This window comes from Halosimplex salinum (genome assembly GCF_003730195.1).
GTDB classification, from domain to species: domain Archaea; phylum Halobacteriota; class Halobacteria; order Halobacteriales; family Haloarculaceae; genus Halosimplex; species Halosimplex salinum.
The window spans coordinates 133,277-145,071 of sequence record NZ_QWGG01000010.1; the positions used below are offsets into that span (position 1 = coordinate 133,277).

The following is an 11,795-nucleotide window of genomic DNA, read 5'->3' on the forward strand; positions in this document are numbered from 1 at the left end:
GACGGCCCGTCACTTTATGCGAACCTGTCCGGTAGGTCGACTATGGAACGGAGCGACGCCGAAGCGTCCCCGCTTTCGGCGGCGCCGGGGACGACCGGGCCGGCCAGCGAGGCCTTCGAGCTACTGAGCAACGAGACGCGGCTGGCGATCCTCGTCGCACTCTGGGACGCGTACGACCCCTTCGACGGCGAGAACGCCGTCCGGTTCTCCGACCTCCGGGAGGCGGTCGGAGTGACCGATAGCGGACAGTTCAACTACCACCTCGAGAAGCTGACCGGCCACTTCGTCGAGTCGACCGACGAGGGGTACGAACTCCGTGAACCCGGGCGCAAGTTCGTCCGTTCGGTCGTCGCCGGCGCCGGCATCGAGGAACCGACCCTGGAGCCCACCGAGATCGACATGGACTGTAGTCTCTGCGGCGGCGCCGTCGAAGTCGGCTACGAGGACGGGTGGGTGTACAACGCGTGCACCGAGTGCGACGGGCTCTTCGCCGGCGAGGACACGACCCGCGGCCACCTCAGCAAGTTCAAACTCGACCCCGCGGGGTTCACCGGTCGGTCTCCGGAGGAGATCTACGCGACGGCCTGGGTGCGAGCGTTCCAGCGACTCTACACGATGATCGAGGGCGTCTGCCCGTCCTGTTCCGGGCCGGTCGAGCGCTCCCTCGCTCGGTGTGAGAGCCACGACGACGACGGAGTCTGTGACGAGTGCGGTCGGGGCGCGGCGGTCACCGCGCAGTTCGAGTGCCCCGTCTGCAAGGACTGGGCGGTGACGACGCTGGGCGGCGTCGCGAAGTACCACCCCGCGGCCGTCGCGTTCCACTACGAGCGCGACCTCTCGCTGCAGTACGGGTTCAACGACCTCGCGTCGATCAACGAACGGCTCGAAACCGGCCGCACCGACTGGGAAGTCCTGTCCGACGACCCCCTCCGCGTCCTGGTCACGCTCGAACTCGACGGCGACGAGCTGCGACTCGAACTGGCGGAGGACCTGTCTGTCGCCGACGTGACCGGTCCCCGGTAATCGCTGGGGCGGCGCCGCGCCGGTCGGCGGTGGGCGTCAGGCTCGTCAGTCGTCTTCGTCGTCCGGCAACTGGTCGATAGCCCGCTCCCAGCTATGGCGAGCCAGTCCCCCGTAGCCGGCGAACCGGCCGAGATACTGGTCGCGCGGGACCGGTCCCCACCAGTCCCCGTCGGCTCGACGGAGGTGGCGCACCCACTTCCTGGTCAGCGCGGCCCAGAGGACGGCGAACGCGACCGGCCAGAGCAGCCCGTCGGTGTAGGGGACGGTCACGCCCACTGCCGTCGACACCTTCCAGACCGCGAACGAGGCGACGAACAGTCCGCCGAAGACGAAGGAACTCCCCAGCAGGTACTGGAAGGCCCGCGTCGGCCAGCCCGAGACGTCGACCGTCCGATCCATCTGTTCGTGTCCGCTCCAACGGAGGTGTCGACCGTATGCCTTGTGCCGGGCGCCCGACTTCGCCGTCCAGCGGAGCAGCTACGGTCGCTGTTCGATCAGCGAGAGCAGTTTCTCCGCGTCTTCGATCTTCTTTCGTCGCAACTGCTCCGTGTAGCTCGGCTCGTCGAGCCCCTCGAGCGCGTTGATCGCGCGGTCGAGGCCGCTGATACTGTCGACGAGGCGCTCGGCCTCCGCCTCGGTGATGTCGTCCTCGGCGATCCGCTGTCTGCGCGCCAGCCGCTCCCGTCGGAGCCGGTTTTTCATCTCCTCGATCCGCTCGCGCTCGTCCTCGGGGATCGCTTCGAGGCGCTGGCACTCGAAGACGAACTCCCTGAGGTCGACGTCGGTCCCCTGCACGGTTATCGTCTCGGGCAGGTCCGTCCCGATAGTGCCGGACCGGCGCCGGCTCTTGTCGAGCAGTCGCTGCCGTTTCCGCTCGCCGATCGGAGTCTCACCGTCGGATCGCTCTCCCGTCACCACGTCCGATCTACAGGTCGGCGGGCAGTAAAGGATCGGAGCAGCAGATTACTCCCACGGATCTGATAGGAGGGCACCGTTTTGTCGCACGCCTCCGAACGCCGGATATGGGTGCGGATTCGAGCCCGACGGAGATGTTCGAACTGGTCAGCAACGAGACGCGGGTCGCCATCCTCCGGGCGCTGGCCGAGGCCTTCCGCGAATCGCCGACCGACCCGGTCGTCGCGTACAGCGACCTCCGCGAGCGGGTCGGCGTCCGCGACAAGGGCAACTTCAACTACCACCTCGACCGCCTCGGCGACCTCGTGTCGCGAGAATCCGAGGGCTACGTCGTCTCCAGCGTCGGGCTTGCCGTCGTCTCCGCGGTGGCCTCCGGGTCGCTCGACCCCGAGTGGACCTGGGGGCCGACCGACGTACCCGGCGAGTGTTCCTTCTGCGGCGACTCGCTGGAACTGCGCTACGAGAACGGCCACCTCCTGCTGACCTGCGGAGTCGACGACCACGCGCTCCTGTTCCCCGTCTCGCCGACCCTCCTCGACGGGGACGCGGACGCGACCCGTGACGTCCTCGAACGTGTCGCCGTGACCGTCTATCAGCAGACCCTGCAGCTCGGCCACGGGGTCTGTCCGGAGTGTCAGGGCGCTGTGACGCCCGAGATCGCGCCCGAGCCCAAGTCCGACCAGGACGGCTACTACTTCCACGGAGACTGCCGCGATTGCGGCTTCCAGTACGGGTTCCCCGTCGGCGCGGCAGCGCTCTCGAATCCCGAGGTCATCGCCTTCTACTCCGAGGCGGGAGTCGACGTTCGGACGACGCCGTTCTGGACGCTGGAGTGGTGTCACGCGGGCCACGAGACCATCGTTTCGGAGGAGCCGCTTCGCGCACGCGTTGACGTGCGACGGGGCAGCGAGACGCTGTCGCTCACCCTCGATAGCGCCGCCGGAGTCGTCTCGACGGAGCGGTCGGTTGCCGATTGAGAACGTGGGCGAAAAAGCCGCACCTCACTCCGTTCGGTGCGGTGAACCGGCGTCCACGCGAGCCCGTGAACGTGGGCTTGGAAGGCGCGCAGCGCCGTTCAGCGCCCGCGGCGCCGACCGCTACGTTACTCTTCTTCCTGCTTCTGGGCGTCGACCACGGCCGCCGCGCCGAGGTTGACGATGTCCTTGACCTCGTCGCCTCGCTGGAGGACGTGGACGGGCTTGTCCATGCCGACGAGCATCGGGCCGATGGCCTCCGCGCCGCCGAGGCGCTGGAGGAGCTTGTAGCCGATGTTGCCGGCTTCGAGGTTCGGGAACACGAGGACGTTCGCCGGGGACTCCAGGTCGGCGAAGTCGTAGGTGCCATTTAGAATGTCCTCGACGACGGCGGTGTCGGCCTGCATCTCCCCGTCGACCGGGAAGTCGACCTCGGGGTCCTCGTGGAGCGAGCCGACGGCGTCCCGGAGCTTCCGGGTGCCCTCGGTCTCGACGCTGCCGAAGTTCGAGTAGGACAGCAGCGCCGCCCGCGGCTCGATGTTGAAGTCGCGGGCGAGTCTGGCGGTGTGTTTGGTGATCTCCGAGAGCACGTCCGCGTCGGGGTCCAGGTTGACCGTCGCGTCCGCGCAGAAGATGACGCGGTTCTTGAACGTCAGCATGTAGACGCCGGCCGCGTAGTCGGCGTCGGGCGCGGTGCCGATGACCTCCAGCGGCGGGCGCAGCGCAGAGGGGTAGTGGTGGGTGAGGCCCGTGAGCATCGCGTCGGCGTCGTCCTGCTCGACCATCACGCTGGCGAGGTAGTTCGTGTCGTTCTCGATGAGTTCCGAGGCCTCGCTTCGGGTGATGCCCTTGCGCTGGCGGAGTTCGTGGAGCCGTTCGGCGTACTCCTCGTAGTCGCCGTTCTCGGGGTCGACGACCTCGGGATCGAACTCCAGCCCGAGGTCGGCGGTCGTCGTCTCGATCTCCTCGCGCTCGCCGATGAGCACGGGTTCGGCGATGCCCTGCTCCTGGAGCTGGAAGGCCGCGCGGATCATCTTCTCGTTGGCGCCCTCCGCGAGCGCGAGGCGCTTGGGGTCGCTCTGGGCCTTGTTCAGCACAACGCGCATCATCTCGCGGGACTTGCCCAGCCGCGCCTCCAGACGCTCGACGTACTCCTCGGTGTCGAGTTCCTGTCGGGCGGCGCCGCTCTCCATGGCCGCCTCGGCGACGGCGGGCGCGACCTCGAAGAGCACCCGCGGGTCGACGGGCTTGGGGATGATGTACTCGGGGCCGAACTGCAGCGGCTGGTCGCCGTACGCCTTGACGACCTCGTCGGGGACGTCCTTCCGGGCGAGTTCCGCCAGCGCGTGGGCGGCGGCGGTCTTCATGTCCTCGTTGATGTCCGTCGCGCGGACGTCGAGCGCGCCGCGGAAGATGAAGGGGAACCCGAGCACGTTGTTCACCTGGTTGGGGTAGTCCGAGCGGCCAGTGCCCATGATGACGGTGTCGTCGCGGGCGGACTTGGCGTCCTCGTAGGCGATCTCCGGGTCGGGGTTGGCCATCGCGAAGATGATCGGGTTCTCGTTCATCGACCGGACCATCTCCTGGTCGACGATGCCGCCGATGGAGAGGCCGACGAACACGTCGGCGTCGTCCATCGCGTCCGCGAGGTCGCCCTCGGGCACGTCCCGGGCGAACTGCCGCTTGTACTCGTTGAGGTCGCCCGCCTCGGCGCGGTCCTCGGTGATGATCCCCGAGGAGTCACACATCAGGATGTTCTCCTTCTTCGCGCCCAGCGAGACGTAGAAGCGGGCGGTCGCGATGGCGCTGGCGCCGGCGCCGGAGAAGACGATCCGCATATCCTCGAGGCTCTTGCCCGATATCTCGGCGGCGTTGATCAGCGCGGCGCCGGAGATGATGGCGGTGCCGTGCTGGTCGTCGTGGAAGACGGGGATGTCCATGCGCTCGCGGAGTTGCTCCTCCATCGTGAAACACTCCGGCGCGCTGATGTCCTCCAGGTTGATCCCGCCGAAGGTCGGCTCCATCGCCGCGACGGCGTCGATGAAGGCCTGCGTGTCGTGTTCGTCGAGTTCGATATCGAACACGTCGATGTCGGCGAACCGTTTAAATAGCACGCCCTTGCCCTCCATCACCGGCTTGGAGGCCTGTGCGCCGATGTCGCCCAGCCCGAGGACGGCGGTCCCGTTGGAGACGACGCCGACCATGTTACCCTTCGCCGTGTACTCGTAGGCGTCGGCCGGTTTCTCGTCGATCTCGAGGCAGGGAGCCGCCACGCCCGGCGAGTAGGCGAGTTGCAGGTCCCGCTGGGTGTTGGTCGGCTTCGTCGTCGCGATCTCTATCTTCCCCGGCGGCTCTGTCCGGTGATACTCCAGTGCGTCCTCGTCGAGTCCCATACGTCATCCCCGGACGGAACCGGGAAAAACGTTCGTGTTGTGTCGAATGACGACTGGTTCTTCGTCGTTCGTCGAACTTCTGGATCGGCCGTTTTCACCGTGGAGAGCGGCTGACGAAATTCTTGCCCTCGAATGAACGTTCGCGAACCGGGAACGTGAGCGCCGCTCGTTCGGACGGCTTGCCGTCGCCCGTTCACGGGGAGACGAGCGGTGACGGAGCGGGCGGAAATGAGGGGAGTAAAGACGGTGGCGGACGAAACGGCGCGCATGACCCGTCGCTTTCGGACCCTCGCGGGCGTCACGACGGCGCTCACCTTCGTCCTCATCCTGCTGGGGCTACACACCGGGTCGACCGGTGGCGGGCTCTCCTGTGGGACGCGCTGGCCGCTGTGTAACGGCTGGATGGGCCTGTTCCCGGCCAACTGGGCGAGCTTCTTCGAGTGGTTCCACCGATTCGTCGCGATGATCGTCGGCTTCCTCCTGCTGGGCTGGCTCTACGGCGTCTGGCGCTGGCAGGACGACCGTCGCGTCCGCTACGCGGTCACCGCCGCCATCGCCATCCTCCCCGTCCAGATCGTCCTCGGCGGCGTGACCACGACCGCCGGCGGCATGTTCCCGCGCGGGTTCAACCCCGCCATCATGACGGCCCACTTCACCACCGCGACGCTCATCTTCGCCCTGCTCGTCTACGCCACCGCCCGGATGGTCGGCGCCCCGGGCTCGCAGGTCGTTCGCTCGGTCGTCGGCCTCGGCGGCGGCCTCGTCGCGCTCCTCGCGGTCTTCGAGTTCGTCGCCGTGTTCGACCACCCGCCGACGAACCTCGTCGCCTACTACGCCGCCTCGTTCGCCCTGCTGGCCGTCTTCGTCGCGCTCCTGACGTGGAGCGAGGCGGCCGTCGACCCCGCGAACCTCCTGCGGTTCCGCGCGGTCACCGCCCTCGCGACGGCCCTGCTCTACGTCGCGATGGTGTTGAGCCGTCGGAAGTGGGGGCTCCCCGACACCTACGGCGACGCGACGACGCTGCTCCTCGCCGCGACCGTCGCCGCTCTCGGGTTCGTCGCCAACCGCGTCGTCGTCGACACCGGTGGCTTCGGCGCCCGGCGCGCGGACTGACGGGGTCGTCGGGTCGGTCCGCGGCGGCGCTTCCCAGCAGACATTTATTGACAGCGGAGCAACAGCCGAACGATGGTCCCTCCCGTCGTCAACGTGGCTCTCGTCGTCGCGTACGCCCTCCTCCTCGGCGTCGTGGCCCTCCGGTACCGGCGCGGGTCGATCACGCGCTCTCAGCTGACCATGTCTCTCGGCGTGTGTCTCACGTGGCTCTCCTACGGGCTCCTGCAGGTCACCCAGGAAGGCATCGTCGAGACGGGCACACCGCTGAACGCCGTCCTCGACGGCCTCGCGCTCGTCTGCCTGGTCGCCGGACTGTTCCTGATGTACCGCTGGTGGCGGACGCGGAACGACGACCCGGGACCCGTCGAGACGAGCGGGTGACCGCCGTCCACGAACCACACGCTGTCGGTGATCCAACTCGTCGGCGTGGCCCTCCGTCCGATAGTTCTCTTCGACGCCGCGATGCTCGTCGTCGGGCCGCCGCTGTTCGTCGCGATATGGTGGTTTCGCGACCAGATGGCCGCGTGGAAGCGGCCCATGCCGATCTGGTCGTATCTGGGTGTCCTCTCCCTGACGACGAAAGAACTCACCGACGCGACCGTCGCTACATGAAGTCCGAGAGACCGGCCTGCCCGTCGTCGTCCTCGGCGTCCGCCGCGTCGCCCGAATCGTCCGAACCGTCGTCGGCATCGCTCGTCTCGGCCGCGCCGCCACCGAGCGAGGCCTGGGCCGCCTGGGCCTCCGCATCGTCCTCGTCGTCGGTCTCGTCGCTGGACTCCTCGTCGGTCTCACCGGCGTGCGCGTCGTCGAACGCGCCGCCGGCGTTCTCGACGGCCCGCTCCTCGCGGAGTCGCTCGGCGTCTTCGACGATCGACTGGACCTTGTTGGTGTCCTCGCCGCTCCCGGTGATGAAGGAGACGTGCTTCGCCTCGAGGTCGTACTTCGCGGCCATCGCGACTGTCAGCTCGCGGTTCTTGCAGTGGTGGGTCATCACCGCGAGGTGCGGGAGGATCTCCCGCCGAGCGGTCGACATGCTGACGCCGCCGGCCGCCGCGATCTGCTGGGCGACGTAGTCGCGGGTGTTGCGCGTCCCGCGCGAGCGGCCGAGTTTCGACCAGTAGCTCGGCGGTCCGTAGCGGGTCCATCCGCCCTTGGGCTCCCTGCGGGCGGCGGCGACCCCGGCGGTCATGTTGTCGGTCGCGTAGCGCCAGAACGTGTAGTTCTGCGTCGCGCGCACCCGCCCGAGCCACCTATCGGCGTTCGACAGGAAGTCGTAGGCGACCGCCAGTTCCTCGCCCTCGTAGTCCTTGGGCATGTTGTCCTCGATCCAGTTGATGAGGTCGTCCGGCGTCTCGTCCACGTCGTAGGACGCCTTGAGCGCCTCCTCCGCGCCGGCCTCCTTGATCACCGTGTCGAGGTAGTTGAACACGCCTTCCGTCTTGTCGCGCTCGCCCGTCACCACGTCGTCGGCCCCGATGCGGTCGCGGCCCTCGGCCATCGCCTGCAGGTCCTTGATCGCGCCGCGCAGGTCGCCGCTGTTCATCTCGGCGATCTGGTCGAGCGCGGCGTCGTCGTACTCGATACCTTCCTTGCGACAGAGGTCGCGGAGGACGGGCACGATGGAGCGCTTGGACACGTCGCGGAACTCGATGTCCCGACAGGCGTTGCGGAGGCCGTTCGACATGTCGTAGAACTCGTTGGCGATGAGGATCATCGGCTGGCTGGCCTCCTTGACCAGTCGGGTGATCGCGCCGGCGCCACCGCGGTCGACGTTGCCGTGGAGGTTGTCGGCCTCGTCCAGGATGACGACGCGGCGGCCGGCCTCGCCGGCGGTGAGCGTCCCCGACCTGGCGGCCTCGCCGGCCACGCGTTCGATGACGTCCTTCGTCCGCGAGTCCGAGGCGTTGAGTTCGATCGTCGGCCACCCCTTGTCGCTCGCGAGCGCGTGTGCGGCGGACGTCTTGCCGATCCCCGGCGATCCGTGGAGCACCACCGCCTCCCGGTGGTCCTCCCAGGTGTCGGCCCACTCCTGCAGGGCGTCGCGGGCCTTGTCGTTCCCGCGGATCTCCGAGAGCGACGACGGCCGGTACTTCTCCGTCCAGTCAGTCATATCTTGAACAACCTCTGTTGAGAGCACTTATTTCCTTGTTCAATCAATGGAGTCGGTATATATCCGACGGTGACGACGATGAAGGTCATGTACACGTAGTCATCACCAGTTCACAAAAAGACCGTTGGGAGGGGTTCGTAGATGACCACGGAGTGGTCGATTCGATGTCTGATTTGGTTCGTACAGCGGTTGAGCGGTACATTAGCCGGGTCAAAGATGGCGACGAAATATCAGAAGAGATTGAGGAGATGATGGACGAGACCTTTGTTCAGTTTGACCGATTCGAGAGTCTGTTAAATACCACCAATAAGACCATGGAAAGTCTTCAAGAAGACCAATTAGGCTCGGAATCCATTGGCTACTGAGCCATCTAGTAAAAACTCACAGGAAAGTTTAGATAAGCTTTTGTCACCCTAACGTTCTTTTACAAAGAGAATCTGTTCAAAGCAGGACTCCATATGATTGAATCATCCCCTTGCACGGCCAACATCTCTACGATTGATTTGTCTCAAGAGGATTATGAGAGACTCATCGAAGGTATCGAAAATACACCATATACGGATGAGCGGTCGTTCGGCTTTATTCCCGAGACCGTGGAACCCAACCGCCTATCGGCAAATCTCGTGTTCCGTACTGCTACCACCATCCGGGACATAAACGAGTCAACGCAGGAGATAGAGGATGTCCAACAAAAGAAAACGGATTTAATCCCGTTCTCTATTGACTACGACAGAACCCTGCTCTCCGTATTCTCGAATAAGGAGGATACAAAAAAGCTAGTTACACGTCTCAGTGGTTTAGCCGACTGGGGAATTTCGATAAATTCTCTTTCATTAGACCTCTCTTCGGTATATAAGGAGATCTCAACAAGGGAATACAGTGCCCAAATAACGGGACTTCGAATTAGTGACTTCGCTATTAACGAGTACACAAACGGGAGCTATCACCTCAATGTCTTCGAAGAACATGAAGGACAACGGCTCCTACGTGAGTATACAAACGACGTATCGTATGTCACTGTGGAATATGAGATGAACCACGGAACGGTTTCTGTGGGATTCTACGATAGTGGTTCAGTTCGCATCTATAGCAAATCGACTGAAGACGATGAGCTATTCAGCCACGTTAAGGATGTAATCGCAACAGTTGGAGGGAACCAATAATGGCCGAAGAACAAGGACGAGCTGGCGACGAGGGCGAGGAACGTATAATCGCGCTATTGGAGGGCCTTGGATGGAGAAAGCGAGGAGATACTAATATCGACATTGAGTGCGATTACAAATACCATCCTGAACGGGGTAACAAATACGGCGTTGATGGTTACATGACCTACGATGGCCCCTACAAAGACAAAGAGCGTGGCTTCATAATTGAGTCGAAGAATATCAAGTGGGGTAGCTATGGGCCAAAAGATTTCAAAGAATGGGCAGATTCTACGCTGGAAAAGGTTGAAGCGGTCCCAGAATCCGATGACTTTGACAAATATCTGAATTTCGAAACGCCTCGTATCGTAAACGCTGGAATACTCAGCGTGTGGACCCGTGATGAAGAGAACTACAACCACGATACGTTTGATCCCTATCGGGATGAGGTCTCAATCTATCCGAAGAAGCGAAGGAAGTTCCAAATATTGACACTCGGAAACAAGGACTTGAATCGGTTAGCGAGTATTCATTCGGAGTTTGAATCTATAGAGAATCGTGAGAGAACAAATTCTATTGAGTTCTTCTATCCACCTCGCAGCGAGAGCCACTCCGCAAGGACATCGCTATTGAATTTGGAGTATTTGCTATCTGATTACATATTCGCTCGTGCAGAAATCGACCAGAGCTTCCAAAATATGACTGTATCTAGAGACATCGGGATTGTGTTCTATTTCGACTCGCTAGAATTGGATTCTTTGAATTTCATGTATCGTGCGGTGATGGAACACGGCATGGAGGACGTAGATGAGTTGTGGGTTTACATGTACGATGACCAAGGAGAAGACATCCAATTAGCGAGTGTAAAGGAAGAGTTCAAGAATAATGGTTTACCAGAAACGCTGTCGGGCGATGGGCCAGATATTGACATGAAGACACTGAAGAAGGTTAATTACGCAAGCCACGCAGACACCCTTCTGGAGGAGAACTGACATGGAAGAATATCCCTCTGCTACCGACTACCGGGAAATTGTTGAGGAGTTTGTTGGTCGAGACAAGATGCAGACGTTCCTTCGCGACAATAAGGGCTTTATTGTCCACGCCGATACAAAGCAGAAAGTGGCAGATGCCTCTCGCCTCCTCTTCTACGGCCACGAGTTGACGAATGAACTGCGTAAAGGCGCACTTGAGTATGATTCGGAGACGAAATCAACGGCTTTCTCGCTATATTCGGAGGCGTCCAACGAAGACCTGCTTTCCGAACTTCAGAATGCGAAAGATGAGGAAAGGTCGTTTGGTGATAAGAAAAACCTCTGCGTCCAAAACGTCTCAGAAAATGATGACGGTATGGAAGTTACTCTCGAATACACGAACAAGAGAATTGGCCGTCGAGAACTAATCGCTGAAGATGAAAGGGAGACCTCTGTACTAATCATTGAATCTAGCGAACAGAATGTGCGGACGGTCAAGCAAAATTACGAACGAATTGACGAATTTAATGCCGTCTCATCGTTCTTTGAGAATTGGAATAAGCAGCGCAAAGATAACGACGATGAAGAGGTGAAGCGGTACAATATTGCTCTTCGCCGGCTCCCTCTTCAAGATCGTATTTCTCTCTTTGATGAACTTCTTTCCTACAATCCGGGGAACTGGATTCTTGACGACGTATTACAAATTGGAATAAAGCAAGGAGAAGAGATTGAAGAGGTGTTTGAGGACGTTGACGATGAAGAGGACCTCAAGGAAGAACTTGACGACAATCTAGAGGGAATCACCGATGCAGTAATTACTGGGGAAGGTCTCCAAGCTAACGCATTTGTACAGAAGTGTAGGGACAACGGCTATTACTTCAAATCTGCTAAACTCTACTACGATAATCTTGATGTTGCTGAGAAGGTTGAGGTCCTGATTGAATTCAAGGAAGGCAACCGCAGAAGTTTCGATATTAGCGTTGAACAGGGATATGAAAAGGTGGAGGGAGAAGTAAACCAAGCCACCCATCCGTCTTTAGTTAGCCCTCACACCTTGGTTGCGTAGCGGTAGCGAGCGTCTCTTGGAGGATCGGTCGTTCCTGGTGGATTTTCTGTGCGTCCTTGATCAATCGCTCCAGCAGTGGCGGTGGCGA

General features: G+C 61.8%; 13 protein-coding genes. 9 read left to right on the forward strand and 4 right to left on the reverse strand.

Translation table 11 applies throughout. From position 1 onward, the window contains the following. Positions 1-42: 42 nt before the first annotated feature. The gene (locus tag D1409_RS20475) at positions 43-1,023 is read left to right on the forward strand and encodes a winged helix-turn-helix domain-containing protein (protein ID WP_123538851.1); all 981 of its coding nucleotides are present in this window, start codon (positions 43-45) and stop codon (positions 1,021-1,023) included. Positions 1,024-1,068: 45 nt separating this feature from the next. Here the strand turns inward: D1409_RS20475 and D1409_RS20480 are convergent, their stop codons facing one another. Beyond that, entirely contained in the window at positions 1,069-1,422 is a 354-nt protein-coding gene (locus D1409_RS20480; protein ID WP_123538852.1) for a hypothetical protein, read from the reverse strand. A gap of 78 nt (positions 1,423-1,500) precedes the next feature. Further along, positions 1,501-1,941 carry a DUF5788 family protein gene (locus D1409_RS20485; RefSeq protein ID WP_235853644.1) on the reverse strand — a complete coding sequence of 147 codons (441 nt, stop codon included), beginning with the start codon at positions 1,939-1,941 and terminating at the stop codon, positions 1,501-1,503. Between the two features lie 104 nt (positions 1,942-2,045). Between D1409_RS20485 and D1409_RS20490 the strand changes: the two genes are divergently transcribed. Then, positions 2,046-2,915, forward strand: coding sequence for a winged helix-turn-helix domain-containing protein (locus tag D1409_RS20490; RefSeq protein ID WP_123538853.1), 870 nt, complete (start codon positions 2,046-2,048; stop codon positions 2,913-2,915). Between the two features lie 125 nt (positions 2,916-3,040). Here the strand turns inward: D1409_RS20490 and D1409_RS20495 are convergent, their stop codons facing one another. Further along, positions 3,041-5,305 carry an NADP-dependent malic enzyme gene (locus D1409_RS20495; protein ID WP_123538854.1) on the reverse strand — a complete coding sequence of 755 codons (2,265 nt, stop codon included), beginning with the start codon at positions 5,303-5,305 and terminating at the stop codon, positions 3,041-3,043. Between the two features lie 246 nt (positions 5,306-5,551). On the opposite strand from D1409_RS20495, the gene D1409_RS20500 reads away from it, so the two are divergent. From D1409_RS20500 to D1409_RS20510, 3 genes are all read left to right on the forward strand, one after another. Further along, complete coding sequence (locus D1409_RS20500; RefSeq protein WP_164471817.1) at positions 5,552-6,418, forward strand: COX15/CtaA family protein; 867 nt, start codon at positions 5,552-5,554, stop codon at positions 6,416-6,418. A 72-nt stretch (positions 6,419-6,490) separates the two neighbouring features. After that, entirely contained in the window at positions 6,491-6,799 is a 309-nt protein-coding gene (locus D1409_RS20505) for a hypothetical protein (RefSeq protein ID WP_123538856.1), read from the forward strand. Positions 6,800-6,826: 27 nt separating this feature from the next. Continuing rightward, the gene (locus tag D1409_RS20510) at positions 6,827-7,030 is read left to right on the forward strand and encodes a hypothetical protein (RefSeq protein WP_123538857.1); all 204 of its coding nucleotides are present in this window, start codon (positions 6,827-6,829) and stop codon (positions 7,028-7,030) included. On the opposite strand, the gene D1409_RS20515 is transcribed toward D1409_RS20510, so the two are convergent. Beyond that, the gene (locus tag D1409_RS20515; RefSeq protein WP_123538858.1) at positions 7,023-8,528 is read right to left on the reverse strand and encodes a replication factor C large subunit; all 1,506 of its coding nucleotides are present in this window, start codon (positions 8,526-8,528) and stop codon (positions 7,023-7,025) included. The two genes, D1409_RS20510 and D1409_RS20515, sit on opposite strands and share 8 nt — an antisense overlap. 164 nt (positions 8,529-8,692) lie before the next feature. Here D1409_RS20515 and D1409_RS20520 point away from each other — a divergent pair, with 164 nt between their 5' ends. The 4 genes from D1409_RS20520 to D1409_RS20530 all read left to right on the forward strand — a co-directional run bounded on the left by D1409_RS20520 (position 8,693) and on the right by D1409_RS20530 (position 11,707). Next, complete coding sequence (locus D1409_RS20520) at positions 8,693-8,893, forward strand: hypothetical protein (RefSeq protein WP_164471818.1); 201 nt, start codon at positions 8,693-8,695, stop codon at positions 8,891-8,893. 93 nt (positions 8,894-8,986) lie between these two features. Continuing rightward, positions 8,987-9,691, forward strand: coding sequence for a hypothetical protein (locus D1409_RS24860; RefSeq protein WP_164471819.1), 705 nt, complete (start codon positions 8,987-8,989; stop codon positions 9,689-9,691). After that, positions 9,691-10,662: a hypothetical protein gene (locus D1409_RS24865; protein ID WP_164471820.1), complete on the forward strand. Its 972-nt coding sequence runs from the start codon at positions 9,691-9,693 to the stop codon at positions 10,660-10,662. Before D1409_RS24860 ends, D1409_RS24865 begins: the two co-directional genes overlap by 1 nt. A 1-nt stretch (position 10,663) precedes the next feature. Further along, entirely contained in the window at positions 10,664-11,707 is a 1,044-nt protein-coding gene (locus D1409_RS20530) for a hypothetical protein (RefSeq protein WP_123538861.1), read from the forward strand. Positions 11,708-11,795: the final 88 nt, after the last annotated feature.

Bases quoted from the DNA above. Each gene is read 5' to 3' on its own strand.
- D1409_RS20475 (WP_123538851.1), top strand. From the start codon at position 43: ATGGAACGGAGCGACGCCGAAGCGTCCCCGCTTTCGGCGGCGCCGGGG.
- D1409_RS20520 (WP_164471818.1), top strand. From the start codon at position 8,693: ATGTCTGATTTGGTTCGTACAGCGGTTGAGCGGTACATTAGCCGGGTC.
- D1409_RS20495 (WP_123538854.1), bottom strand. From the start codon at position 5,305: ATGGGACTCGACGAGGACGCACTGGAGTATCACCGGACAGAGCCGCCG.
- D1409_RS20490 (WP_123538853.1), top strand. From the start codon at position 2,046: ATGGGTGCGGATTCGAGCCCGACGGAGATGTTCGAACTGGTCAGCAAC.
- D1409_RS20480 (WP_123538852.1), bottom strand. From the start codon at position 1,422: ATGGATCGGACGGTCGACGTCTCGGGCTGGCCGACGCGGGCCTTCCAG.
- D1409_RS24860 (WP_164471819.1), top strand. From the start codon at position 8,987: ATGATTGAATCATCCCCTTGCACGGCCAACATCTCTACGATTGATTTG.
- D1409_RS20505 (WP_123538856.1), top strand. From the start codon at position 6,491: ATGGTCCCTCCCGTCGTCAACGTGGCTCTCGTCGTCGCGTACGCCCTC.
- D1409_RS24865 (WP_164471820.1), top strand. From the start codon at position 9,691: ATGGCCGAAGAACAAGGACGAGCTGGCGACGAGGGCGAGGAACGTATA.
- D1409_RS20515 (WP_123538858.1), bottom strand. From the start codon at position 8,528: ATGACTGACTGGACGGAGAAGTACCGGCCGTCGTCGCTCTCGGAGATC.
- D1409_RS20530 (WP_123538861.1), top strand. From the start codon at position 10,664: ATGGAAGAATATCCCTCTGCTACCGACTACCGGGAAATTGTTGAGGAG.